Source organism: Novosphingobium sp. PhB165 (assembly GCF_004341845.1).
GTDB lineage: Bacteria > Pseudomonadota > Alphaproteobacteria > Sphingomonadales > Sphingomonadaceae > Novosphingobium.
In genome coordinates this window covers 1-24724 of sequence record NZ_SLVB01000008.1, presented here as the reverse complement: position 1 = coordinate 24724, position 24724 = coordinate 1, and the positions used below count along the sequence as shown (strand labels likewise).

Genomic DNA, 24724 nt, shown 5'->3' with positions numbered 1-24724 from the left:
GGTCAGGGGGCAGCGGGCGAGCGGGCCATCTGATCGACCATCCGCTGGCGCTGGAGGGGCTGGGCCATGTCCGCCCTGACCGCGTAGAACGCGGAAAGGAACGTGCGGTCGGCTGCGGTCAGGCTATTGGGGGCGAGACCATCGCCAGCCGCGCCCGCTTCCGGCGTGAACAGCGTCAGGATGGTCGGTTCCTTGGCCGATCCTTTAAGCTTGGCGCCCGTCAGAGCACGCAGGGCCGCATAATCTGCGATCTGACGCAAGTCTCGATCGGCGGCGGCGTCCCGGTTGATCAGGACGACGGAACTGACGATATCACGGTGGATCGGCATCGAAAGCCGCGTCGACGTGGGGACGTGCAACATTTTCGGGCCGGTATCCGTATGACGCTGAGGGTCGCCGTCGCGGCTTCGGAGATCGACCTCGCTCCACGCCCACACCGGGCCGGGTTCTGCTAGAAGGCGGCGGATATCGGCATGCGACTGGCTCAGCATCGCGCCGGACCCCGCCTGAGACAGGGTGCGCACAGCGTCGCGGCCGTCCTTCACGAAGACCACCATGACATTGGGTGTGCAACCCGGGCGGGCGATCCTAAGTCCGGCCGACGCGGCGACCGCCGTGATCCGGTCAGCCACCACCGCGTCCGCGCTGGGCGGCAGGCCCGTGCTGCCCACGCAGACCGGGTCCGTGAATCTCGCGAGCGGCACATCGTTTGCCGCCGCTATCGCGACTTGCGCGACGAAACGCTGCGCGGCGGGCTCTGACGGAACGTTCCCGGTCACGGTAATGGAGGAGGCGGCGGCCAATAGGCTGCCAAGGACGAGGCTCATTCCGGTTCTCCCTTGCGGAGAGAACCTACTGTGCGCGTTTGATTTTTCCTAGCTGTCCGGACCTGCCGGGCATCAGGGTTATGTTCTTAATCGCGTGACGGAACTCGCCGAAAGCGACGCATCGACTGTAGGGCCGGATTGCCTCTGCGGCGGAACTGCCGAAGCGGAACACGGCCCTACCTCGCAACATCGATCTACTGACCGGGTTTCAACTCGATTTCCACGCGCTCGACTTTGCCGGTCAGCTTGAATGGCAGCTTGTACGTGAAATCGATCGGCGATCCGGTATCCATGCCGATGTCCAGCCCTTCGCCCAGCGAGAATTGAATGGGCACGGTTTGCTCCAGCCGCCCTCCGGCAACTTTGGTGCCATTGGCGGAGATGGTGATCTCGCCGCCCTTGCCCATGCCGCCGCCGTCATATTTGAAATCGACGGCGAGCGTCGTTTTTCCCTTGGGCAGGGGAGCCTCGGCCGCGAATGTGGGCCGGTCGATCGAGAGGAAGTTGTAGACGAAGACGGGCTTGCCCTCGCGCAGATAGAGCCCGTAGCCGCCTTCAAGGCCGCCATGGGTGACGATCATGCCCTCGGCGTGGTCGCTGGGTAGGTCGATCTCGGCGGTAATCGTCCAGCTCTTGTTGAGCATCGGCAGGCAGGCAGCGTCCGGAAGCGCGATCTGCCCTTCATAATAGACGGCCTTGGTCCGCTTGCCGACGAGGCTTGGCCTGCCCATCGCCTCTGCATTCATGCGGATCGTGGCGCGCCAGTCGAGGGGCAGCACGCTATACTTGGCAGCCTCGACCCACCACATGTCCTGCAATTCGCGCAGCTTTTCGGGATGCTGGGCAGCGAGATCCTTCGCCTGCGAGAAGTCCTCGTCGAGCTTGTACAGTTCCCACACTTGTTCATCGGGGCTCCAATCCTCGGATCGGACCGGCTGCCAGGGCACGAACGAGGGGGCCGAAGCCATCCATCCGTCATGGTAGAGCCCGCGATTGACGCCCAGTTCGAAATATTGCGTCTTGCGTTTGCTGGCGACGCCCGCGTCTTCGAAGGTGGCGGCGAAGCTGACGCCCTCGATGGGCTTTTGCTGAACGCCGTTGAGTGTGCCGGGCGCGGTTATTCCGCAGATTTCATAAAGTGTCGGCACGATGTCGATCGTGTGGATGAACTGATCGCGCAGGCCGCCCTTGTCCTTGATGGCGTTGGGCCACGAGATAATCATCGGGTTACGCGTTCCGCCAAAGTGGCTGGCCACTTGTTTGGTCCATTGGAACGGCGTGTTCATGGCGTGCGCCCAGGCGGACGGGAAGTGATTGAAGTGCTTGGGGCCGCCCAGTTCGTCGATCGCCTTGATGTTGTCTTCCCACTTCTCCGGAAAGCCGTTGAAGAACATATTCTCGCACAGCGAGCCTTCAAGGCCGCCCTCGGCGCTCGAACCGTTATCACCGGCGATGTAGAGGATGATCGTGTTGTCCGCGTCGGGCAGTTCCTTGACCGCGTCGATCACCCGGCCCATCGCCACGTCAACTTGCGCACCGTAGCCGGCGAAGACTTCCATCATCCGGGAATAGAGACGCTTCTGGTCGTCGTTGAGCGAATCCCATGCCGGAAGCCCCTTTGACCGGGTGGTCAATTCGGTATCCTGCGGGACCACCCCCAGATCCTTCTGGCGGGCGAGGGTCTGCTCGCGATAGGCGTCCCAGCCCTGATCGAACTGGCCCTTGAATTTGTCGATCCATTCCTTTGACGCATGGTGCGGCGCGTGCGTGGCGCCGGGCGCGACATAGAGGAAGAACGGCTTGTCCGGCGCGATGCTCTTGACCTGACGCAGCCAGGTTATCGCCCGGTCGGCAATGTCCTCGGTCAGGTGATAATCGGGATCTTCCGAGGGCGGGACGAGGTTGTGGTTCTCGTAGAGGATCGGGTTCCAGTGGTTCATGTCACCGGCGTTGAAACCGTAGAAATAGTCGAACCCAAGCCCGTTGGCCCAGCGGTCGAACGGGCCTGCGGCGCTGGTTTCCCACGTCGGCGTATTGTGGTTCTTGCCGATCCAGGCGGTCATGTAGCCGTTCTGGCGCAGGACTTCGCCCACTGTTCCGCAATTCTTCGGCAGGATGCAGCAATAGCCGTCATAGCCGGTCGCGAGTTCGGTGATGCCGGCGAAAGACGCCGAATGGTGATTGCGCCCGGTGATGAGCGCCGCCCGTGTAGGGCTGCACAGCGCCGTCGTGTGGAAGTAGTTGTAGCGCAGGCCCTCCTTGGCGAGCCTGTCCATCGTCGGTGAGGGGACGCCGCCGCCAAAAGTCGAAAACTGGCCGAAACCGACATCGTCGAGCAGGATCAGCACGATGTTCGGCGCGCCCTTGGGCGGCTGCACGGGCTGCGGAAATGTAGCAGGGTCCGAATCCTGATACGTGCGGCCGATTTCGCCGGTGAAATGGAAGTCGGGACGCGGCAGGATGCCGGGCGTTTGAGCAGGACGATCGATGGGCATGTGGGGGCTCCGTGCCGCGAATGTCCCGAAAAAATAGCCGGGCCTTGAGGGCGATCCATCGGGATAAACCCCCAAAAGTGTGCGGCTCGGGCCCGGCGGCAACCGAAGTTCGGCGATCAGCGCGCCTTCCGGAACGTGAGATTGTAGCGTGCTTCGCCCGTGGCGGGATGGTCTCCGGCCTTGAGTTCGCCAACGCCGTGGAAGGTCATGCGCGAAGGGCCGCCCCACACGACGACATCGCCATGGACCACCCGGTGGCGGGCAGGGCGGTCGCTGCGCTGCCGGCCGCCCCACAGGAACGTTGCGGGCAAACCAAGCGAGACCGAGACGATCGGCGCAGAGTGATCCCGCTCGTCCATGTCCTGATGAAGGGACAGCTTTGAACCGGGGACGTAGCGATTGACCAGGCAGGCATCGGGAACGAAGCCATTGAAGCCAAGCGCCTCGGCGGCCCGACCGGCAAGGTCGAGAAACAGCGGCGGGAGCGCAGGCCATGGCCTGTTCGTCTCAGGGTCGATCGCGTCGTAGCGATAGCCCGACCGATCCGACACCCAGCCCAGCGAGCCGCAGTTGAACATGGCGACAGACAAGTGCTTGCCGCTCCGGGTTTCCATGTGGCGGAAGGGTGCCAGCGCGGACATGTGCCGGACGTGGGCGATCAGCGCGTCCGCCACGTCGAGCGCGAAGCCGCCAAGGATGGCCGCGCCCGGTCCGAGTTGCACGTCGCGATGATCGTCTGCGAAAAGGTCAGGCAGCATCGTGGAAGATGATCCCCAGCGTATGCCGCTTGCCCGAACGCACCATGCTGACGCCATGACGCAGGTTGACCCGATAACTGCCGCGCGAGCCCCGCTGCGGGCGGGCATTCACCGCGAAGAGCACGGCATCCCCCTTGCCGAGCGGTACCACCGCGGCGCGAGACTGCATGCGGGGACGCTGTTCGGTCAGAACGAACTCGCCGCCCGTGAAGTCCTTGCCCGGCTCCGAAAGGAGCACGGCGATCTGGAGCGGGAAGACATGATCGCCGTAGAGGTCCTGATGCAGGCAATTGTAGTCGCCCTTGCCATATTCCAGCAGCAGCGGCGTCGGGCGCCTCTGGCCGGCTTCGTGGCAGCGTTCCAGGAATGTGGCATGGTCGGCGGGGAAGCGAATGTCGATACCCATCCGCTCATGCCAGCCATTGGCGAGCGGCGCGATGCGGCGATAGAGTCCGGTGCGCGCCGCCTCGATCAGCGGCGGCAGCGGATAGGCGAAATAGCGATACTCGCCTTTTCCGAAGCCATGGCGGGCCATATGGATGTGGCTGCGAAAGACGGGGGTCGGTCCATAGAGGTCCGCCACCGCGTCGCATTCGGTGTCTTCGAGAAACCCCGGCAGGATCGCCCAGCCTTCCTCATCGAGACTGGCCGCGATTGCACCCCAATCGTAAGCAGCAAGGCGCGCGTCCATGGAACTGTCCTGATGAGGCACCTTTAGAATCCGAAGCCGATCTGGCTGTTCGAGGAAGAGGCAACCCCCTCCAGCGAGAGCATGTGCGCTTTCGTATCGGAGCCGCCCGGGGCCGAAAAGCCTCCGATCTTCCCGCCGGCAGCCGTCACGCGGTGGCATGGCACGATCAGCGGCACGGGATTGCGCGACATCGCCTCGCCCACGGTCCGCGCGGTCTGGGGTTCTTCGCCCAAGGCCTTGGCGACGGCGCCGTAAGTCGTGGTTTCGCCGTAATCCAGCGCACGGACGAAACCATAGATGCGTTCGAACAGCGGTTCCTGTTCGCCCAGGTCGATCTCGACGGCAGAGAAATCCACCCGCTCGCCTTCGAAATAGCGCTGGGCATCACGGATGACGGCCTGCAGGAATGCCGGGGGAGCCGTTCGTATCGACGTGGGAAAACGGCGAAGCAGCGCGCTTTCGGCTGCTTCGGCTGTCCGTGACGGAAGGCGAAAGCACGAGACGCTCGATCCTCGCCAGCCGATGGCGGCAAAGCCGTACGAGGTCTCGAACATAGCGTGTTGCGGCGATCGATCCACACTCGGGTCCTTCAGAATGCCGGACGCCGAGCCTTGCAGGACGGAATGGCCGTCAACGGCGCCTCATGATCGGAGGTATATGGGCGCAACTTGCCGCTGCCGCACTCCGATCCTTGCTTTCAAACCGGTTTTTTCCGCAATTGTCGCGAGGTTTCCGGATGGGTGGAAGGCGGCGTACCATTCCGAAATCGGGCTTATTGGGCGCTGACAACCGTTCGCTGGCGATAGGGGCTCTCATTCATGACGTTCCCCGGCGGATCGTATCGGCACACCAGGTATTCGTACCCTCTCCCTTTCGACAGGGCGCAACCGACCGACGTCGTTCCGGCCCAGATCATCTGCGTATAGTGGCCAACGCGGTGATAATCGTCCTGCCACGAACGCATTCGGCGCAGCGGGATTTTTTCAGCCGCCCAACCCGAGACCATCTCTTCGAGGCGATAGCCGCCGCGGGTCCCCATCCAAAGGTTCTCGCCCTCCAGCCGGTTGGAGGCATCGTGCCGGAACACTGTCGATGATGCCAGCCGGTCTGCCCAGTAACCGGCATCACGCGCCAGCTTGGCGCTCCAGTGCAGCGGCGCCGAGCCTACCGCCGCGCGCTCCCGGTTATGAATGGCGAGCACGATATCCTGAAATTGGGCTTCATTGACAGCCGGCCGAGTGCTGGAGGCGGCAACCGCCGCAGCAGCAAGTACGCCAAACACCATGAAAACTCCCGAATCAGCCACCTTTTGGCCGCGTTACAACCGGAATCCTGTCATTTTGTGGAACAGAGGCAAACCATTCCGGAGTATGATCCGTTCACTCCGAATCCGCCTTGAAAATGCTCTAGAATTCGGACCAGTCCTCGCCCGAGTGCGCGGGACTGATCGCCAGATTCCCACGCACCGGCAGCGACGCGTGGCGCGGCGATGCCGCAGTCAGGGCAGGCGGATCGCGCCGGGACATGAGGCGCACAGGTCCGTTGGAAGCCGAATTCAGCCTGAAGCGCGTGGTCAGTTCGGCAAGCTCCGCCGCTTCGGAGGCGAGGCCGCGCGCGGCGGCGGCGGTCTGCTCCACCATTGCGGCGTTCTGCTGCACCATCTGGTCCATGCTGACGACGCCGCCGCCGATGTCGGTCAAAGCTTCGGACTGCACTTCCGCGCCCCGGGCGATTGCGTCGACCAGCCTGTTGACCTCGGCGATCTTCGTACCGATCCGCTCAAGCATGCGCCCGGTCTGCCCGACCAGATCGACCCCTTCCGCGACTTGCGTGGACGACGTGGTGATAAGGGCGCGAATTTCCCGCGCGGCGTCGGACGATCGCTGCGCCAGCGCCCGCACTTCGTTGGCGACTACGGCGAAACCCCGCCCGGCATCGCCTGCCCGCGCCGCTTCCACGCCCGCGTTCAGGGCCAGAAGATTGGTCTGGAAGGCGATGCCGTCGATCAGGTCGATGATCTGGTTGATCTGCAAGGAACTCTGCTCGATCGCGTCCATTGCGGCGACGGCATTGCGGACGACTTTGGCGCCGTCATCGGCATCGCCGCTGGCCGCACTCACCGCAATGCGGACCTCGCCGGCGCTGCGAGCGGTCACTTCCACCATCCCCGTCACGTTCTTCATGGAGGCAGAGGTGCGCTCCAGCGTTGCCGCCTGACTTGCCGTGCGCTGGGCAAGATCGTCCGACGCCGCGCGGATTTCGGCCGAACCCGTCCGCACGCATTCGGCGGAGGATACGACTTGCGCGATGCTGGCCTCCAGACCGACGACGGTGCGGTTGAAACCGGCGCGCAGGCTCTCGTATTCGTCCGCGAAGGCCGTTTCCAGCTTGATGGTCATGTCGCCGCCTTCCAGCGCGAGCAGACCGCGCTCCAGCGCCTCGACCATCTGCTGGCGGGTGGAATTGAGCTGGACCTGCACGGCATTGTCCCGGAACACGGCCATGGCGTTGGTCATCCGGCCCACGCAGTCACTGTGATCGGTGAACCTGATTGGACTGGCCAGATCGCCTGCCGCCAGCCCTTCCATGCGTACGACTGTCTCGACATAGGGATCGCAGATCAGCTTGCCGCTGATCTTCACGGTGGCCAGCGTCGCCACCAGTGACAGGACCGCCAGCCCGATTCCGGGCGCGGTGAAATTGCGGGCGGCGAGAGCCGTGCCGGCTACGGAGAGCAGGCCCCAGAATCCGTGCAGATAGAACAGGGTGCGGAACTTGACCCGGATGGGGGCATCTTTCTCGAACCAATTGAACATCGTCGGCCTCGCTGAGCATTTTTCCGCGAGGACGGAATGCCTCGGGCGAGACGACGGTTTACCGGGGATTTGCGAAGGATTGGCAGTATCGCCGCTAGGGACTTTCAAGTAGCGAGGCGCGCCACTTGAGGGTGAAATTTGCCCGCATGCCGCACAATCTTGGACCGGCAGCGCTGCCGCTAAGCGCGCATTTCAAGACCGCAGGCAGTCCGGTCGGGGGCTGGCGGTTCCGCAGGCTCGATCCGGTTGCGACCGCCGATTTTGGCCCTGTAGAGCGCGGCGTCGGCGGCCGAGAGGAGATCCGCAAGATCGTTGCCGTCGCGTCCCAGTTCCGCAAGGCCGATGCTGACGGTTGCCGTGACGTCCACGCCATTTTCCCGATCTATCACGATCTCCGCAAAGCCGCTCACCACGCCTTGGGCGATAGCTGCGGCCTCCGCATGGGATTTGCAGGTCAACAATGCGGCGAATTCCTCACCGCCGATTCGCGTGAGAATGGCAGCCGGTCCGACGATGCCTCTGACGAAGCCTGCGAACAGCTTGAGCACCCGATCGCCCGTCGCATGACCAAACCGGTCGTTGATGGCCTTGAAGTGGTCGAGATCGAAAGCGAGCAGAAAGGTACGCGCGTCCGCGTTTGCATTGCGAATGTGGCTGTCGGCTTCCTCGAAGAACCAGCGCCGATTGCCCAGGCCGGTCAGATAGTCCGTGCGCGAGGCTTGCAGCAATTGATCCTGTGTTTCCTCTCGCAGGAGCGCCATCAGCGCCATGGGCAGGCCGACCGAGTAGAGCACGCCTTCGTACATCGTGAAGACGCTGGAGATCCCAAGTAGTCGCGGCCCGAAACCCGGCACCGCCAGAGGCAGGACAAAGGCTCTGCCTATGTAGAAGAGCGAATGCATGGCGGCGAAGGCCAGCGCAACACGCCGGGATCGCAAGAAGCGGAAGCGATCGTTCGTCCACAGTTCCCAGGCTGTCAGGCCGCTGACCAGCGCAATGGGAAATGCGCTGATATAGTTCCAGATAATATCCCGGCAGCATTCGCCCATGGCGATCCAGATCAGGGCCTGGAAAGCGAAAATCGCCAGCGAAATCGCGCCGCGCTTGCGGCCGGCCAGGCGCGCTACGCCCTGAAAAATCAGAAGATACCCGCCCATCATGACCATATTGGCCAAACTTGCGCCAAGCGGACCGGCGAACATCGTTCGCCCCATCGCCAATGCGCAGCCGGCAGCCAGCGCAGAATAGCCGGCGGCGAGTATGCCGAGTTCATTCCTGCGCAAGGGCCGCGCGTGCCGCTCCAAGAGCGTCATGACTGCACTGAGAGCCAAAGTGCCTATGGCAAGGAAATACAAAGTGGAGAGATCAAACCGCATCGCAGGCACCGAAGATTGGCGGTCCTTTACCTGCAATCTGGAAATTTCCCATCACTTAATCGGCCGCGGGCCTCTGGCCCGTAGCTTCGGATGGGTGTCTCTCCGATTTCCTGATAGTGGCTGGAGCGCTGCCGCCGCCCCTACCGGCATTGGGCCGGTAGAGGCGGCGCTGTAGCCAAGGGCGTTTTCTCATCAGGTGGAACCACTTGATGACCCGGAAAACGCCGAAACCGTTTTAGTCCAGGAAGCTGCGCATGATGCGCGACCGGCTCGGGTGCTTGAGCTTGCGCAGCGCCTTTGCCTCGATCTGGCGGATACGTTCGCGGGTCACCGAGAACTGCTGGCCCACTTCCTCAAGCGTATGGTCGGTGTTCATGCCGATGCCGAAGCGCATGCGCAGCACGCGCTCTTCGCGCGGCGTGAGCGAGGCGAGGGTGCGGGTGATCATTTCCTTGAGGTTGGACTCGATGGCCGCATCCACCGGGATGACCGCATTCGAATCCTGAATGAAGTCACCCAGATGGCTGTCTTCCTCGTCACCAACGGGGGTTTCGAGCGAGATCGGCTCCTTGGCGATCTTCAGGACCCGCTTGACCTTTTCGAGCGGCATCGACAGGCGCTCGGCCATTTCTTCCGGCGTGGGCTCGCGGCCATGGTCGTGCAGGAAGCGGCGGTTGGTGCGGACCAGCTTGTTGATCGTCTCGATCATGTGGACCGGGATACGGATCGTGCGGGCCTGATCCGCGATCGAGCGCGTGATCGCCTGACGAATCCACCAGGTGGCATAAGTCGAGAACTTGTAGCCGCGGCGGTACTCGAACTTGTCGACCGCCTTCATCAGGCCGATGTTGCCTTCCTGGATGAGGTCCAGGAACTGCAGGCCGCGGTTCATGTACTTCTTGGCGATCGAGATCACCAGACGCAGGTTCGCCTCGACCATTTCCTTCTTGGCGATGCGCGCCTCGCGCTCACCCTTCTGGACCATGTTGACGATGCGGCGGAACTCGGGAAGCGCCATGCCGGTGGCAGCGGCGATGTCCGAGACTTCGAGGCGGATACGCTCGGCCGGATCGGCTTCGTTGGCCGCGAAAGCCGCCCACTTCTTGTCCTTCGTCGCCATTTCGCCGATCCAGGTGTCGTCCAGTTCGCGGCCGACATAGGTTTCGAGGAAGTCGGCGCGCTTCACCTTGTGGCGCTCTACCAGGCGCAGCATCTGGCCGCCCAGCGTGGTGAGCCGGCGGTTGAACGAGTAGAGATTGTCGACGAGATATTCGATCTTCGCCGCGTGGAATTTCACCGATTCGACTTGCGCGGTCAGGTCTTCGCGCAGCTGCTGGTACTGCTCTTCCTTGGCAACCGGGAAGTCGATGCCCAGCGCCAGCGCGTCGAGACGCTCCGACTGGAGGCGCTCGAAGGCCTGGAACAGCTCGGTGATGAGCGAGAATTTCTCGAGCGCTTCCGGCTTGAGGGCCGCTTCCATCTGCGCAAGGCTGATGGTGTTGTCCTCGTCCTCGTCCTCGGCCGCGCGCTTGGCGATCGGATTGCCGTCTTCGTCCAGCTCGGTGGCGGCTTCCTCTTCCTCGGCCTCGTCGTCTTCCTTGAAGGAGGGGCCGGCGATCTTTTCGCTGATCTCGCCGTCGTCGTCGCCTTCGCCGTCTTCCGACAGGCTTTCGGGCGCAGGCTCCTTGGTCAGCATTGCATCGAGATCGAGGATCTCGCGCAGCTGCATCTCGCCGTTGTTGAGCGCTTCGGACCACTGGATGATGGCGTGGAAGGTCAGCGGGCTCTCGCAGAGGCCCATGATCATCATGTCGCGGCCGGCTTCGATGCGCTTGGCAATCGCCGCTTCGCCCGCACGGGAAAGCATTTCCACCGCGCCCATCTCGCGCAGGTACATGCGCACCGGATCGTCGGTACGGCCGAGAGCGTCGGCTTTCTTGCTGTCCGGCGTGCGGCGCTGGGAGATTTCGCCGTCGTCGCCGGCGTCATCGTCCATATCGCGATCGTCGTCGTTTTGCGAATCGGCCTGAGAATCGGTCTCGTCGCCGTCCTCGCCTTCATCCTCGTTCTCGACGATCTTGATGCCCATCTCCGAGATCGCGGCCATGATGTCCTCGATCTGGTCGGTGGACATCTGATCCTGCGGCAGGGCAGCGTTCAGCTCGCTTACGGTGATGGTACCACGGCTCTTGGCGCGGGCGATAAACCGCGCAACCGCGCCCTTGCCACTCTCAATAAGCGGTGCATCGAAATCCGCCGCGTTCTCGTTCTTGCTCATAGGTATGCCATTGTCTCATTTGCGCGGCCCATGACGGTCACTTCGCCAGGACAAAAAATAGGTATGGGGCCCCTTGCCTGACAAGGGCAGTAAATTCCAGTGGTCTCTCGCCCAAACCCAATTCGATGCCCTTATGGCCTTTATGAAGCGTTTGAAAGGCTGAGGTACGGGGGCCGTGAAGCGGCGTAGCAAGGCCCTGTTGCCATCGCCGTCATTGGCGACGAATGGGCTTCATCGAATCGGGTGTGGGTTACATGTTACAATAGGTCCATGCCGGAGGCGAGAAATCGCGGGTCCGTCAGCTCAAGGCCGGGGCGCGCGGGTGCGGCAGCCGATTGCCGTCAATCAGCAGGAGTAAGTCGATGGTTCCAGGAAGTTCAAGCCCCGCTCACGAGCGGAATACGGCCATTTACGTGGCGGTGATCGATGGCGCGACGTTTGGCGCCCTTGCCGAACGATATGGCATCAGCAGGGTTCGCGTGCAGCAGGTCTATGCCCGCGAGCGGGCAAACGCCTGGGAAGCGCGCAGCCGGGGAGCGACCAGCTACCTCGACCGGCCCATCCCCAAGGATGTCTGACGCTCGCGTTCCATCGCGATGACGCTGCTTTGAGGATGTCCGCACCGTCCATTTGGCGATGCGAACGAGGTTCCGATCCTTCGACGGGCTCAGGATGAGCGGTGGGCGGGAGGAGCGGCGGGATCGCTTTGGGCAGAACATGGTGCGCTTTCAAAACGAGGACGCAGGTGTGGTAATGCTGGCCGCCCCGCTGTAGGCGGGCGGCGCAAGTTCAGACAATTCAGGCAGACGCATGGCCCGCAAGCATTCGAAACATGGCCCCTACGAAGACCTCCATAGCGAGGAGGATGAGGCTCCGGCTCCCGTTGAGCCTTGCTGGCTCTGCGGCCGGCCCACCGGCAAGACCATCGTCTGGCATCATCCGGTACCCAAGAGCCGGGGCGGGCGCGATGTCGTGCCCATGCACTCGATTTGCCAGCAGACGCTGATCGCCAATTTCACCAATTCCGAATTGCAGCGCCACGGAATGGATGTGGAGGGTTTGCTGGCCGATCCGAACGTGCGCAAGTTCGTGGATTGGGTGGCGAACAAGGACCCCGATTTCACCGCGACCATCACCAAGAAGAAACGCTGATCGGGCCGGAATCGCCCGTCTTTATCGCCTGCTTTTCCGGTCTCTCGCGGCCTTCGTGGTCCGGACTGTCACAGCCCGGACCACGTCAGGTCAGATAATCAGTGATTATGCCGGGGCGTCTTGGCGGAAATCTGGCGGTATTTCACGGCCATTTCCAGCACGGCGCCTTCGGCCATCTGCCCGGTCTTCTCGCGGAAGAGTTCCTCCCACGGGGTATGGCTTTCCGGCACCGGCGGAGGCGTCTCGGTCTTGCGGCGGGCGATCTCCGCTTCGTCCACCAGCGCGTTGCAGCTGCCCGCGCGGACGTCGATGCGGATCACGTCGCCGGTGCGCAGCCATGAGAGACCGCCACCCGCCGCGCTTTCCGGAGAGCAGTTGAGGATCGAAGGGCTGTCCGAAGTACCGGACTGGCGCCCGTCGCCCAGCGTCGGCAGCCACTGCACGCCGCTGCGGATTAGCGCATCTGGCGGCTGCATGTTGACGACTTCGGCCGAGCCGGGCCAGCCTAGCGGTCCGGCGCCGCGCATCACGAGGATGCAGTTCTCGTCGATTTCCAGCGAGGGGTCGTTGATCCTGTGGTGGTAGTCGTCACCGCCTTCGAACACGACCGCGCGGCCTTCGAACACACCTTCCGAGCCGGGGCGCGAGAGGTAGCGTTCGTGGAATTCGGCGCTGATGACGGAAGTCTTCATGATGCCGAAGTCGAACAGGTTGCCGGAAAGGACGAGGAAGCCCGCCTTTTCGCGCAGCGGTTCGGCGAAAGGACGGATTACCTCGCGGTCGCGCGCTTCGCGGCCGGTAAGGTTTTCGGCCAGCGTCTCGCCGGTCACCGTCAGGCAGTCGTCCGCGAGCACGCCTGCTTGTTGCAGTTCCCACATGACCGACGGCACGCCGCCCGCGCGGTGGAAGCGCTCGCCGAGGAACCGCCCGGCGGGCTGCATGTCGACGATCAGCGGCAGGTCGTAGCCGTGCTCGGTCCAGTCCGAGGCATGCAGTTCGACACCCGCGTGGCGGGCCATTGCCATGACGTGCGGCTGGGCATTGCTCGATCCGCCGATGGCGCTGACCACCCGGATCGCGTTGAGGAAGCTCTCGCGCGTCAGGATGGCGGAGGGGCGCAAGTCCTCATAGGCCATCTCGACGATGCGGCGGCCGGTTTCGTAGGCGATCTGGCCGCGCTCGCGGTAGGGCGCCGGGATCGCCGCACAGCCGGGGAGCGAGAGCCCCAGCGCCTCTGCCACGGCGTTCATTGTCGAAGCGGTGCCCATGGTGTTGCAGTGCCCGGCCGAAGGGGCGCTGTCGCAGGCGCGCTGGAGGAATTCTTCCTCGTCGATCTGGCCCGCCGCCAGCTTGCGGCGGCTGCGCCAGATCACCGTGCCCGAGCCGACGAGGTCGCCCTCGTGCCAGCCGTCGAGCATCGGCCCGCCCGAGAGGACGATGGCCGGGATGTCCACGGTGGAGGCAGCCATGACCTGCGACGGCGTGGTCTTGTCGCAGCCCGTCGTCAGCACCACGCCGTCGATGGGGTAGCCGTAGAGGATCTCGACGAGGCCCATATAGGCGAGGTTGCGGTCGAGCGCGGCGGTGGGGCGGCGGCAGTTCTCGAAGATCGGGTGGACCGGGAACTCCATCGCGATCCCGCCCGCGTCGCGGATGCCGTCCCGCACGCGCTTCGCCAGATCGATATGGATGCGGTTGCAAGGCGAAAGGTCGCTGCCCGACTGGGCGATGCCGATTATCGGGCGTCCCGACCGCAGTTCTGCGGGCGTGATGCCGTAGTTCATGAAGCGTTCGAGGTAGAGCGCGACCATGTCCGAACGGGCAGGATCGGCGAACCAATCCTGCGAACGGAAGCGGCGCGGTGCCGCAGAGTCGTTGCCCGCAGTGTCGTTATGGTTGTCCATGGTCATCAGCCCAGCTTGAGCACGCCGTCGATGCGGCGCGGTGCGTTCCAGGGATTGCCGTCGCGCAGGCCCTCGGGGAGCAGGGCGGACGGCATGTTCTGATAGCACACCGGGCGCAGGAAGCGATCGATCGCCTTGGCGCCGACCGACGTGGTGCGCCCATCCGAAGTCGAGGGGAACGGCCCACCATGGACCATCGCGTGGCACACTTCGACGCCGGTGGGCCAACCGTTGACGAGGATGCGGCCGACCTTGCGCTCCAGCACGGGGAGCAGTTCGGCAGCGGCATCTTCGTCCTCGGCATCGAGGATCAGCGTGGCGGTGAGCTGGCCTTCGAGCGCGGCGATGACCTGCTTGGCCTCACTCATGTCGGTGACGGTGATGACGAGCGACGAGGAGCCGAAGACTTCCGCGCCCAGTGCCGCGTCGGCCAGGAAATCGGCGGCGCGGGTCTTGAACAGCGCGCCCTGTGCCTGATGCGGTCCGGTCGGCTCGACACCGCGTGCGAGCGTGGTGACGGCGGAATGGCCGGCCAGGGCTTCGACGCCATCGACGTAAGCGGAGTGGATGCCCGGCGTCAGCATGTCCTGCGCGGCGCTGCCGACCATGGCAGCGGCGGCCGAGGCGAGGAAGGTGTCGAGGTCCGGGCCGTCCATGGCGATGACGAGGCCGGGGTTGGTGCAGAACTGGCCTGCGCCCATCGTCAGCGAGCCGACGAAAGCGGCGCCCAGCGCTTCACCGCGTGCGGCGAGAGCGGCGGGGAACAGCACGACGGGGTTGATCGAGCTCATCTCGGCATAGACCGGGATCGGCTCCGGGCGGCTGGCGGCGGTGCGCATCAGCGCCATGCCGCCGCCGCGCGATCCGGTAAAGCCCACGGCCTTGATGCGGTGGTCGGCGACGAGCGCGGTGCCGGCCTCGCGGTTGGCGGGCAGGTAGGAGAACACGCCCTCGGGCAGGTGGCACAGCGCCACCGCACGCTGGATCGCGCGGGCGACCAGTTCGCCGGTGCCGGGGTGGGCCGAGTGACCCTTGACGATCACCGGGCAGCCCGCCGCGAAGGCCGAGGCGGTGTCACCGCCCGCGACCGAGAAGGCGAGGGGGAAGTTGCTCGCGCCGAACACCACGACGGGGCCGAGCGAGACCTTGCGAACGCGCAGGTCCGGGCGGGGCAGCGGCGCGCGTTCGGGCAGGGCCGGATCGATGGTGAGGTCAGCCCAACTGCCTTCGCGCAGGACCTGGGCGAAGAGGCGAAGCTGGCCGGTGGTGCGGCCGCGTTCGCCTTCGAGGCGGGCACGCGGCAGGCCGGTTTCGGCCATGGCGCGCTCGATCAGGTCATCGCCGATGCGCACGATCTCGTCCGCAATGGTTTCCAGGAACACGGCGCGGGTTTCCGGCGCGGCTTCGGCGAAGGCGATAGCCGCAGCATCGGCCAGCGCGCAGGCGCGCTCCACTTCCGGCAGGCCGGCGGTGGTGAAGCTGGGCTCGATGGCGGCGCCCGTGGCCGGGTTTACCGCGGTATAAGTGGTCTCGGTATGCTCTTCGCTGCGGCCGATGAGAATGGCGCCGGTGATCATCGTAACAGTCCTTCCACCCACGGGGATTTGCGGAGGCCGCCGCCAAACAGCGCACAGGTGTCCGGGAGTCGCAGGCACGGGCAAGGCACGTACGGAGCGATCTCGATCACATCGGCATCCTCAACGATTTCGTTTTGGTAGCGCTATCATTTACCCGGTGCGCAGCCGCCGTCAAGGGCAAATGGGAGGGAGGGGCGCGAGCAATCGGGCGATGGGGAACGACGCGCATCGGTCGCTTGGGCCCCGAGAGATCCTCCCGGACCGATAGGCACATCGTCTCCAGTCAAATCGCGGGGGAGGTTTGTTGCTTTTGACGGAATTAAGAGAGTCGCGTGACTTCCGGGTACTTCAAAGGACAGAGCGCCATGACCACATCCGTAAGCAGGATCGCCGCCGAACTCGCCGACCGCGAGGCGATCCGCGAATGCCTTTCGCGCTATGCCCGGGGAGTGGACCGGCTCGATGCCGACATGGTGCGCAGTGCCTACTGGCCCGACTGCGTCGACGAGCACCTGAGCTTCCGGGGCAATGCGGAAGAGTTCATCAACTGGTCGTTCGGCGCCATGGGCACGATGGACCAGACCATGCACTTCGTCTGCAATGTGCTGATGGCCATCGAGAGTAATGTGGCGGATGTGGAATCCTATTTCTACGGCATCCACCGCATCAATACGCCGGACGGCAAGCAGGACGTCATCGGCGCGGGCCGTTATGTCGATCGCTTCGAGAAGCGCGATGACGAATGGCGCATCAAGGAACGGCTCGTTGTCACCGACTGGTTTCGTGAATACTCGGACTCGGCGGATTGGTCGAAGGGCCTCATGGGCATCCCCATCACACCGGGCGGCCGCTACCCTCATGACGAGAGCTACAAGCGCATCGCGCTGGGTCGGTGAACGCGGCCTGCGCGCTCCTGCCTCGCGACAGGAGCGCGCTGATGTGCACCAAGGGCCAACCGCATCTACGCTGTGGTCAGGATTGCCGCCTGCTCCGCGCGCGCTCCGCACTGCCGTGGGCGCGGCGGACCTTGAGCAGGTCGTGACGGCTTAAAATGCCCGAAACGCGGCCGGTCTCAGAATCGACGATAGGAATGCGTCCCACATCGGCCTCCACCATCATGTCGGCGATCCGGCTGATCGGATCGAATTGGCAGCCGAATGGGATGGACGCGTCCGAGGCGACTTCGGCCAAAGTCGCGTCCGCTTCCGCGCCGTGCACTTTCCAGCGCAGGATGTCGGAACGGGAGACCATCCCCGCCAACTTGCCGTGCGCATCGATCACCGGATAGCTGCGGAACTGCGCGTCGGTGCTGAAGAAGGCGATGGCGTCGGCGACGGGCATGGTGCCGGGCAAGGTCTGCGGATCCGGCGTCATGACCTGCCGTGCCTGAAGGAAATCGAACGGATCGACCGTGTATTCCTGAAGGATATGGCGGCCGCGCCGGGCGATCTTTTCGGTCAGGATCGAGCGGCGCATCATGAGGACGCTGACGGTGTAGGCCCCGCCAGCCGCTGCAAGCGTGAGGGGCAGCATGGCGAAATCGCCGGTCAGTTCCACTGCGAAAAGCGTGGCCATCAGCGGCGCTCTCATCGCGCCGCTGAGTATGCCCGCCATGCCGGCCAGCGCCCAGATTGCCGGGCCGCCGGGCAAGTAATGCCCGAGCAGGAAGCCCAGCGCTCCGCCAATCAGCAGCAGCGGCGCAAGAACGCCGCCCGACGTGCCCGAACCCAGGGCGATCAGCCAGACGGTCGCCTTGACCAGAAGCAGCGCCACCGCCACGCGGATCGCCAGCGATCCATCGAGCAGGCCGCGGATGCTCTCGTATCCTGCGCCCAGAACGTGAGCGTCGATCAGGCCGCCGATGCCGACCACCAGACCGCCGAGCGCGGGCCACCACATCCAGTGGATCGGCAAGCGGGCGAACTGGTCCTCCACTTTGTAGAGCAGTGCGGAGAGCAGGCATGCCTGTCCGCCTGCCAGCATGCCGATGGCCAGCGCGATGCCGATCAGGCCGGGCGCAAGCGTCAGTGCATGATGCACGGGGAACAGCGGGCCCGTGCTGACCAGCAATGGCCGCCAGAGCCATGAGACCAGAACCGCCATCACCACGGGCACGAAGCTGCGCGGTTTCCATTCGAACAGCAGCACCTCAATGGCGAGCAGGATTGCCGCAATCGGTGTGCCGAAGATGGCGGTCATGCCGGCGGCGGCGCCGGAGACCAGCAGCGTCTTGCGCTCCGCCGCGCTGAGGCTGAAGAATTGGGCAAACAGCGAACCGATGGCGCCGCCGGTCATGATGATCGGGCCCTCCGCGCCGAACGGGCCTCCGCTGCCGATGGAAATGGCAGAAGACAGCGGCTTCAGCACGGCGACTTTCAGGGACAGGCGGCTCTCGCCGTAAAGGATCGCCTCGATCGCCTCGGGAATGCCGTGGCCGCGGATCTTGTCCGAACCGAAGCGCGCCATCAGGCCGACGATCAGGCTGCCCACGGCGGGCACCGCGACCAGCCATACGCCCAGCGCATTGTCGGTGATGGCCGAAGGCGCGGCGGAAAGGCGGCCGAACCAGAACAGATTGGTGGCGACCGCGATGGCCTTCAGCAGAACCCACGCGCCCAAGGCGCCGCCCGTGCCCACTGGCAGCGCGGCGAGCGCCAGCATGAGCATGCGCCGGTCCGCGCTGTGATCGCCCAACGGGCGCCGGGACGAAGGTAAATCTTGGAATGTCATGGGATGGCGCTCGAATGGAAGGAGTGGATCGCGCGGCACATATATCGTAATGCGATATTTATCAACGATTGACAAAATCGGCCGCGAACAGGGACTGGAAGGCATGAGCCACGAACTGACCGATGCCGATTATGCGGCGCTTGCCGACTTTCGATTCTCGCTGCGGCAGTTCCAGGCCTTCAGCGAGGCGAAGGCGGCGGAGTGCGGATTGACGCCGCAGCAGCATCAGGCCCTGCTGGTTATCCGGGCGGCACCGGCAGAGGCGGCCACTGTCGGCCACGTAGCGGAACGGCTGATCCTGAAGCCGCACAGCGCGACGGGGCTGGTTGATCGGCTGGTTTCGCTCGGCCTTGTCCAGAGAGCGCCGTCGCCGGACGACAAGCGCCGCGCACTGCTTGCATTGACCGAGCAGGCGCACCGCACGCTGGAAACGCTCAGCGCGACGCACCGTGAGGAAATCGGCCGCCTGAAGCCGATGCTGATCGCGTTGTTGGACAAGCTTCAGGTGTGATTGCGTTACTTGCACGTGTGGCGAAATAATCGCGACGCGGGTGGTAATTGAGAATAATTTTCAAATTAACTACTGAGATTATAGTTCTGAATGATATCGATGAGCGGTTTTTGTGGATCGCAAGTAAACGGATTTTGGAATATATTCGGCGTGCTGTCCTAGTCTCATGGAGATGGTCATGCTTGACCGCGACGCCGCGTTGCAGACAATTCGGGATGTCTATGCTGCCCGTGTTTCGGGAGATAAGGAAGCATTGGCAACCTATTGGGCGGATGATGCACGCTTCGATTTTGTCGGAGAGCGATCGCTGTTGGAACCTGTCGGTTTCAGTTCCGAGTCTTCGATGGATCAGATCGGCCAGTTGATCGATCGCTTTCGGTTCAGCGATCTTGAACTTCTGGATGCCGTGGTCGAAGGGGAAAAGATCGCGGCGCGCTGGGAAGTTACCGTTGCGGCCGAAGGAAAAGAGCCGGTTCGTACGCAGCTGTTCGACCTGATCACTTTGGATGAGGAGGGCAAAATCCGGTCCTTCATCCAATTTACCGATACGGCTTTGGTCCGGCACGTGGCGGCCTGAAGACAATTGCGGCTCACAAACGTCTCGCGGCAATTCCGGTAAGGTTTTATGCTGCGGCATGATCTTCGCCCGCACCGTTCTTGCCATGATGCTCGCTTCGGCTGCTGCCGCAGGGTGCCCCATCGCCGCTGCCCAATCGGCGGATGTGGTGGGTGTTTACGACGGCGGGCAAACCGAGATGGCCGTTGGCATCGAACTGCACGCGGACGGCCGTTTCCTTTATGGAATGTCCTATGGCGCGCTTGATGAACAGGCGCAGGGCACTTGGACGTCCGATGGAAGTCAGGTGCTGCTCACCAGCGATCCGGTCGTCCCGCCCCGATTTGTCCTGACCGACCTCCGCGATGCGCCTGCCGGGCAGATCAAGCTGCTGCTGGACCTGCCCGAGGGGATGTCCCGGCAATATTTCAACGCGGAATTCCGGCTCCCGGACGGAAGCGTGATCGACCGCCAACTCAGCGATGAGCCCGAGCCGCTGGAATTCGATGCGCGCGCAATGCCCGTTTCGGTCACTCTGCGGCTTCCCGTCTTCGATCTTCGTGGCGAAACCATCGCATTGCCGCCACCGATGGGCCACGAGATCCATGTCCGTTTCGAGCCGCACGATCTGGGTGTCGTTGCGTTTGCACGGACGCCGCTGCGCCGGGACCATGGGGACTTGATCCTCCAACGATACGATCGCACCATCCGTTTCAGGCGGGTCGCGGCTGCGGAGAGCCCTCGGTAAGAAGCCTATGCGGCAGTTCCGGATTGCAGGAGCCACCCCATTGCCGCCGCAAAAGCGAACAGGGAAAGGCTGGCGGCCGGCCACTGCCGTAACAGGCCGTCGAAATCTTCGACGAGCACGCCGACAAATGCGGCCTTGGCTGGTCGCACGGAAGACGGCCGCTGTGCGAAACCCCAGGCCAAGAGGCAGCCGCCGCCTGTGACGAGGCAGATTGTCAGCAGTTCACTCGGCGCGAGTGGATTTGAGATCAGCCCGCTCGGCAGGCCGATCCCGGGTACGGCTGCCACGAAGCCGAGTAGCAGCGACGCCAGTGCCAGTGCCAGCGCGGTACATTCGGACAACCGCGAGACGCGGGCAATCTCTCGCTCCGGAGCCATGGGACTTGCCAGCAAGCGTCGCAGAACGAGCACCGTATAGCCCGCCGTGAATGCCGCTCCGCCCTGCAAGACTACTGTCCACCACCATTGGCCCTGGTCGGCGGCGGCTGCCAGAAGCAGCTTCTTGGCAAGATAGGCGCCGCTGGGCACCACGCCCATCAGCGCCAGTCCTGCCATGGCGAAAGTCAGCGTGGTGATCGGCAAGGCCCGCGCCGCGCCGCCCAGTTCGGCAATGCGGTCATGCCCGAGCGCTTTGTAGAACAGGCCCGCTGCCATGAACATGCTGGCCTTTGCGGTGGCGTGCGATGCCGCTTGCAGCAGTCCGGCGGTCAACACATTGCCGCCCGACATTGCTCCGGCGCTCGCGTCGAAGGCGAGCGGGAACATCAGGAACAGATAACCGATCTGCGCAACCGTTGAATAGGCGACCAGCAGCTTGAGCCTTTGCTGCCGCAGCGCAACGATGCTGCCGACCACAATCGCCGCAGCCCCCATCGCACCGAGCAGCTGCGCAGTGCCGAACGTGACGACCCCGGGCATGACATCGAACCATAGCCGTACGATCAGGAACCACGATCCCTTGATGACAAGGCCGGAAAGGATCGCGCTCGCCGCCGCCGGGGCCCCGGCATGGGCCGGCGGCAGCCAGATGTGGAGCGGAAACAGCGCCGTCTTGGCAAGCAGTCCGGCCGTCATCAGCGCGAGCACGGTCCGCGTCACAAGGCTCGGCTGGATCACGCGTGACAGCAGTTCGATGTCGAGCGTGCCGTAGACGCCAAAGATCAGCACCGTGCCCAGCAGATAGAGCAGCGAACCCATCAGCGCGAACAGCAGGTAGCGCAGGGCCGCTCGCAAGGTCTCGGCGCGGCCGTCGAGGCAGACCAGCGGGACTCCGGCAAAAGTCAGAAGCTCCAGCCCCACGTAAAGCGTGAACAGATCGCCGCTGACAAAGATGAGATTGAGCGATCCCCACACCGCGAGCAACAGCAGCCAGAAGGCCAGCGGTGCACGGGCTTCCACCAGGCCTTCGGGCACCGCAAAATCGCGGCGCGCGTAGAGCGCGATGGCGGCTACGACGACTGTCACCACCGCCATCATCCCCGCCGCCGGCCCGTCGGCGCGCAGCGCTACGCCCAGCGGCGGTGCCCAACCGCCGAGCTGGTAAACCAACGGAGCGTGGGCAACCTGAAGCCCGATCGCCGCGACTGTCACGACCACGCAGACAATAGTGATGGCGGCAACGCGAGGCGTATTGCGGCCGCCCGCCATCAGCGCCAGCATCATGCCCACGAACGGCAGCAATACGGCCAGAACGATCAGCAGCCCTGCCGGAGTTTCCGTCATGCAGGAGGATCGGCGTCATGGCGGGGCGGCGTTTCGGCCAAAGTGGTCCGGTCGGTCACCGAACGCAGCCGCAGCAGCATCGCGGTCGCCATTGCCGTGGCCGAGAACGCCACGACAATGCCGGTAATCAATATGGCGTGCAGGACGGGATCGCCGCCGAACCCGGCCTCGGCGCCGCGACGGGCGAGAGCTCCCGCCAATAGGAACACGCCGCTTCCCACGATGTTGAAGGCGAGAATCTTGCGCAAAGGGGAGGCGTGGGCGATCAGCCCGAACACACCCAGCCCGATCAATATGGCGGCGGCGAGGCCGTGAAGTGTGGCGCCGGTCATGCTTCGGCCCGTTTCCGCAGCGGGGGCGGGATCAGCAGTGCCAGTATCAAGGTCAGGGTGGGGAGCAAGGCGATCTCGATCGTCACGATCAGCGGCTTGGCATAGGCGGCGGGTAGCCCGAGAAACGCTCCGGTGCTCGCTACGCCATAGGCGCCGACAAGAATGAAGCCGATGGGACCGGCGATCAGTCCCGCACGCAGCCATCTGGAGCTTACCGGCGGCGTCTTGCCGAGCCCGGCGGAGATGATCAGCAACCACATGGCTGCGAGGATCGTCGCTGCCTGGAATTTGCCGCCCGGCTGGTCGGCGCCCGCCCAGAAAATATAGAACCCGATCACCAGTCCGATCGGTGGCAGCACGCGCGCGATATAGGCGAGGATGCCGTTGGGATTGGCGGTTTGCGGTACCCCGATCCGTCCGGGCCACTCGGCATCGGGCGCCAGTGACCAGACGGCGATCAGCGCGAGCAGCAGCACCACGGCTTCGAGCAGGGTATCCATCGACCGAAATGCCAGCAGCACGGCGGTGATGGGATTCTGGACGCCGGTTGCCGCGATATTCCCGGCCACCAGGGACGCCAAACTCGGCGCCGGATTAGGCAGCGCCAGGACGCATGCGGCCAGAATGGCGGCCATGGCGGCACCAACCCCAATAGCGATGACGAGAGTTCCTGCGGTTGCAGGCGCCACCGGCGCCGCCGATTTCAACCGCCGCGCGGCGCCGATCATCAGCGCGCCGGTGAGCCCTCCACCGATTGCGGCCTCGGTCATGGCAACATCGATGCCCTGCAATTCCACCCACACCAGCCCCAGCAGCATCCCGTAGGCAATGAAGCCCGCCACGGCTGCAAACGTGTTCCTGCCCAGTACGACCCATGCCGCCAGCCCGATCAGCAGTATGAGTGCCGCGCTGTCGAGCCACGCGGTCACGGCTTGAAGTCTCCGGATTGGCGGATCAGGTGTGCAACCAGCTGGGCCAGGCATGCTCCGGACAGCATCACCAGCAGCCAGACGAAGATCATCTTGGCGCCGTCCGCAATGCCTGTGAGCCTCGGCAGCAGGCCGATCACCACCAGCCCGAGGCCCAGATTATCGGCTTTCGTAAGTGCATGAAGCCGCGAAAGCGCATCGGGGAAGCGCAGCAGGCCCACGGTTCCGGCAAGAAAGAACACGACGCCCATGCTCACCAGAACGATCGTCCAGAGATCGAGGAGCATGGTCATTCGTCTCCTCCCCCGCTGTTCGGGCTGATGCCTCGCACGAAGGCCAGCCCGGCGAACGCCGAGAGCAGCGCGACGATAAGCGCGACATCGATCACCGCCGGCTGCCGTATCACGGCGCCGAAGATCAACATTACCGCCGTGCTGCCGGTGCCGAGCAATTGCACCGCCATCATGCGATCGGCCTCGCCGGGGCCGCGCAGGAGGCGCACCAGCCCGACCGCGACCACCACCAGGATGGCGCAAGCCGAGCCGAGCAGAAATTCAGTCATGCCTGCGGCCCGCGATCAGCGCCCGCGCCATCAGTCTTTCCTCTGCCCACAACTGCTGGACCACAGGGTTGCGGAGATCGAGGCAGTGATAGGTGAGAACGCCGTCGACCTCGCCGCAAGGCACCGTGCCGGGGATCAGGCTGGTGATGGTGGCGAACGTGTTGCGTGCCAGACCTTCCGGAAAGCCAAGCGGGCAGGCGACGAAGCCGGGCTGGATCGGCAATCTCGGATCAAAGACTCGGCGGGCGATGTCGAAACCGGCCCGCACCGATTGCCAGATGAAATGGGGCATAAGTGCCGCCATGCTGACGAAATGCAGGCAGCCGGTCGCAGGCGGGAATGTGCGCAAGCTGAGCCATGTCGCCGCGATGGCAGCGCCGGCGCCGACCAGCAGGTCGGTAGGCCGGGCGCTGGGCATCATGATGAGCCAGAGTGCAAGATAGCTGATCCCGCGCGCGATCGCGGCCGCCTTGCGTGACGGCAATTTTCCGGTCGATGCCATGCCGCCCGTCATTTCGGGTTTGCCGTTACTCGACGGCATCGCGAATGATGGGGCACGTCATGCAGTGCCCGCCGCCGCGTCCGCGTCCGAGTTCGGCGCCGGAGATGGTGATGACCTCGATCCCGGCCTTGCGCAGCAGGGTGTTGGTATAGACGTTGCGGTCGTAGGCGAGCACCACGCCGGGCGAGACGCAGACGAGGTTCGCGCCCGAATCCCACTGCGTGCGCTCGCGCATGTAGTGGGTGCCGCCGGTCTCCAC

25 protein-coding genes are annotated in these 24724 nt (G+C 64.1%); 6 read left to right on the top strand and 19 right to left on the bottom strand.

The genetic code is table 11. The features are described 5' to 3' along the window. Positions 1-2: 2 nt before the first annotated feature. The 9 genes from EDF56_RS20535 to rpoD form a co-directional block, all read right to left on the bottom strand. Complete coding sequence (locus EDF56_RS20535) at positions 3-827, bottom strand: hypothetical protein (RefSeq protein WP_132391048.1); 825 nt, start codon at positions 825-827, stop codon at positions 3-5. Between the two features lie 194 nt (positions 828-1021). Continuing rightward, entirely contained in the window at positions 1022-3322 is a 2301-nt protein-coding gene (locus EDF56_RS20530) for an arylsulfatase (protein WP_132391046.1), read from the bottom strand. Between the two features lie 116 nt (positions 3323-3438). Next, positions 3439-4080, bottom strand: coding sequence for a DNA oxidative demethylase AlkB (alkB, locus tag EDF56_RS20525; RefSeq protein WP_132391044.1), 642 nt, complete (start codon positions 4078-4080; stop codon positions 3439-3441). Beyond that, positions 4070-4771, bottom strand: coding sequence for a 2OG-Fe(II) oxygenase (locus EDF56_RS20520; RefSeq protein ID WP_132391042.1), 702 nt, complete (start codon positions 4769-4771; stop codon positions 4070-4072). The genes alkB and EDF56_RS20520 overlap by 11 nt, the downstream gene beginning before the upstream one ends. Before the next feature lie 23 nt (positions 4772-4794). Beyond that, positions 4795-5325 carry a methylated-DNA--[protein]-cysteine S-methyltransferase gene (locus EDF56_RS20515; RefSeq protein WP_132391040.1) on the bottom strand — a complete coding sequence of 177 codons (531 nt, stop codon included), beginning with the start codon at positions 5323-5325 and terminating at the stop codon, positions 4795-4797. A gap of 218 nt (positions 5326-5543) precedes the next feature. Further along, a complete protein-coding gene (locus tag EDF56_RS20510) occupies positions 5544-6077 on the bottom strand; it encodes a CAP domain-containing protein (RefSeq protein WP_243652738.1) in 534 nt (177 codons plus the stop codon). A 100-nt stretch (positions 6078-6177) separates the two neighbouring features. Then, positions 6178-7587 (bottom strand): methyl-accepting chemotaxis protein, encoded by a 1410-nt coding sequence (locus EDF56_RS20505; RefSeq protein WP_132391038.1) that lies wholly within the window; start codon positions 7585-7587, stop codon positions 6178-6180. A 179-nt stretch (positions 7588-7766) separates the two neighbouring features. After that, positions 7767-8963, bottom strand: coding sequence for a GGDEF domain-containing protein (locus tag EDF56_RS20500; RefSeq protein WP_132391262.1), 1197 nt, complete (start codon positions 8961-8963; stop codon positions 7767-7769). Between the two features lie 235 nt (positions 8964-9198). Further along, positions 9199-11241 carry an RNA polymerase sigma factor RpoD gene (gene rpoD / locus EDF56_RS20495; protein WP_132391036.1) on the bottom strand — a complete coding sequence of 681 codons (2043 nt, stop codon included), beginning with the start codon at positions 11239-11241 and terminating at the stop codon, positions 9199-9201. 362 nt (positions 11242-11603) lie between these two features. On the opposite strand from rpoD, the gene EDF56_RS20490 reads away from it, so the two are divergent. Both EDF56_RS20490 and EDF56_RS20485 read left to right on the top strand, forming a co-directional pair. Continuing rightward, the gene (locus tag EDF56_RS20490; protein ID WP_132391034.1) at positions 11604-11819 is read left to right on the top strand and encodes a hypothetical protein; all 216 of its coding nucleotides are present in this window, start codon (positions 11604-11606) and stop codon (positions 11817-11819) included. 232 nt (positions 11820-12051) lie between these two features. Further along, positions 12052-12393 carry a hypothetical protein gene (locus EDF56_RS20485; protein ID WP_132391032.1) on the top strand — a complete coding sequence of 114 codons (342 nt, stop codon included), beginning with the start codon at positions 12052-12054 and terminating at the stop codon, positions 12391-12393. A gap of 98 nt (positions 12394-12491) precedes the next feature. Here EDF56_RS20485 and EDF56_RS20480 read toward each other — a convergent pair whose 3' ends face one another. Beyond that, positions 12492-14297, bottom strand: a complete 1806-nt coding sequence (locus tag EDF56_RS20480) for an IlvD/Edd family dehydratase (protein ID WP_132391260.1) — start codon at positions 14295-14297, stop codon at positions 12492-12494. Between the two features lie 5 nt (positions 14298-14302). Then, positions 14303-15874 (bottom strand): aldehyde dehydrogenase (NADP(+)), encoded by a 1572-nt coding sequence (locus EDF56_RS20475; RefSeq protein WP_132391030.1) that lies wholly within the window; start codon positions 15872-15874, stop codon positions 14303-14305. 365 nt (positions 15875-16239) lie between these two features. Between EDF56_RS20475 and EDF56_RS20470 the strand changes: the two genes are divergently transcribed. Then, complete coding sequence (locus tag EDF56_RS20470; protein WP_132391028.1) at positions 16240-16770, top strand: nuclear transport factor 2 family protein; 531 nt, start codon at positions 16240-16242, stop codon at positions 16768-16770. Between the two features lie 76 nt (positions 16771-16846). Here EDF56_RS20470 and EDF56_RS20465 read toward each other — a convergent pair whose 3' ends face one another. Continuing rightward, complete coding sequence (locus tag EDF56_RS20465; RefSeq protein ID WP_132391258.1) at positions 16847-18535, bottom strand: chloride channel protein; 1689 nt, start codon at positions 18533-18535, stop codon at positions 16847-16849. A gap of 172 nt (positions 18536-18707) precedes the next feature. Between EDF56_RS20465 and EDF56_RS20460 the strand changes: the two genes are divergently transcribed. The 3 genes from EDF56_RS20460 to EDF56_RS20450 all read left to right on the top strand — a co-directional run bounded on the left by EDF56_RS20460 (position 18708) and on the right by EDF56_RS20450 (position 20419). Next, positions 18708-19115 carry a MarR family transcriptional regulator gene (locus EDF56_RS20460; protein WP_132391026.1) on the top strand — a complete coding sequence of 136 codons (408 nt, stop codon included), beginning with the start codon at positions 18708-18710 and terminating at the stop codon, positions 19113-19115. A 178-nt stretch (positions 19116-19293) separates the two neighbouring features. Beyond that, a complete protein-coding gene (locus EDF56_RS20455; protein ID WP_165912297.1) occupies positions 19294-19692 on the top strand; it encodes a nuclear transport factor 2 family protein in 399 nt (132 codons plus the stop codon). A gap of 58 nt (positions 19693-19750) precedes the next feature. Continuing rightward, the gene (locus EDF56_RS20450) at positions 19751-20419 is read left to right on the top strand and encodes a hypothetical protein (protein ID WP_132391022.1); all 669 of its coding nucleotides are present in this window, start codon (positions 19751-19753) and stop codon (positions 20417-20419) included. Between the two features lie 5 nt (positions 20420-20424). On the opposite strand, the gene EDF56_RS20445 is transcribed toward EDF56_RS20450, so the two are convergent. From EDF56_RS20445 to EDF56_RS20415, 7 genes are all read right to left on the bottom strand, one after another. Then, positions 20425-22140: a proton-conducting transporter membrane subunit gene (locus EDF56_RS20445; RefSeq protein ID WP_132391020.1), complete on the bottom strand. Its 1716-nt coding sequence runs from the start codon at positions 22138-22140 to the stop codon at positions 20425-20427. Continuing rightward, positions 22137-22472 carry an NADH-quinone oxidoreductase subunit K gene (locus tag EDF56_RS20440; protein WP_132391018.1) on the bottom strand — a complete coding sequence of 112 codons (336 nt, stop codon included), beginning with the start codon at positions 22470-22472 and terminating at the stop codon, positions 22137-22139. The genes EDF56_RS20445 and EDF56_RS20440 overlap by 4 nt, the downstream gene beginning before the upstream one ends. Next, positions 22469-23401, bottom strand: coding sequence for a Na(+)/H(+) antiporter subunit B (locus EDF56_RS20435; protein ID WP_207904820.1), 933 nt, complete (start codon positions 23399-23401; stop codon positions 22469-22471). The genes EDF56_RS20440 and EDF56_RS20435 overlap by 4 nt, the downstream gene beginning before the upstream one ends. Next, positions 23398-23694 (bottom strand): monovalent cation/H(+) antiporter subunit G, encoded by a 297-nt coding sequence (locus EDF56_RS20430; protein WP_132391014.1) that lies wholly within the window; start codon positions 23692-23694, stop codon positions 23398-23400. The genes EDF56_RS20435 and EDF56_RS20430 overlap by 4 nt, the downstream gene beginning before the upstream one ends. Next, complete coding sequence (locus EDF56_RS20425; protein ID WP_132391012.1) at positions 23691-23963, bottom strand: monovalent cation/H+ antiporter complex subunit F; 273 nt, start codon at positions 23961-23963, stop codon at positions 23691-23693. The genes EDF56_RS20430 and EDF56_RS20425 overlap by 4 nt, the downstream gene beginning before the upstream one ends. Then, a complete protein-coding gene (locus tag EDF56_RS20420; protein WP_165912296.1) occupies positions 23956-24465 on the bottom strand; it encodes a Na+/H+ antiporter subunit E in 510 nt (169 codons plus the stop codon). The genes EDF56_RS20425 and EDF56_RS20420 overlap by 8 nt, the downstream gene beginning before the upstream one ends. Positions 24466-24490: 25 nt before the next feature. Then, the coding region (locus tag EDF56_RS20415) for an arginine deiminase family protein (RefSeq protein ID WP_243652737.1) at positions 24491-24724 on the bottom strand (234 nt) is incomplete at its 5' end.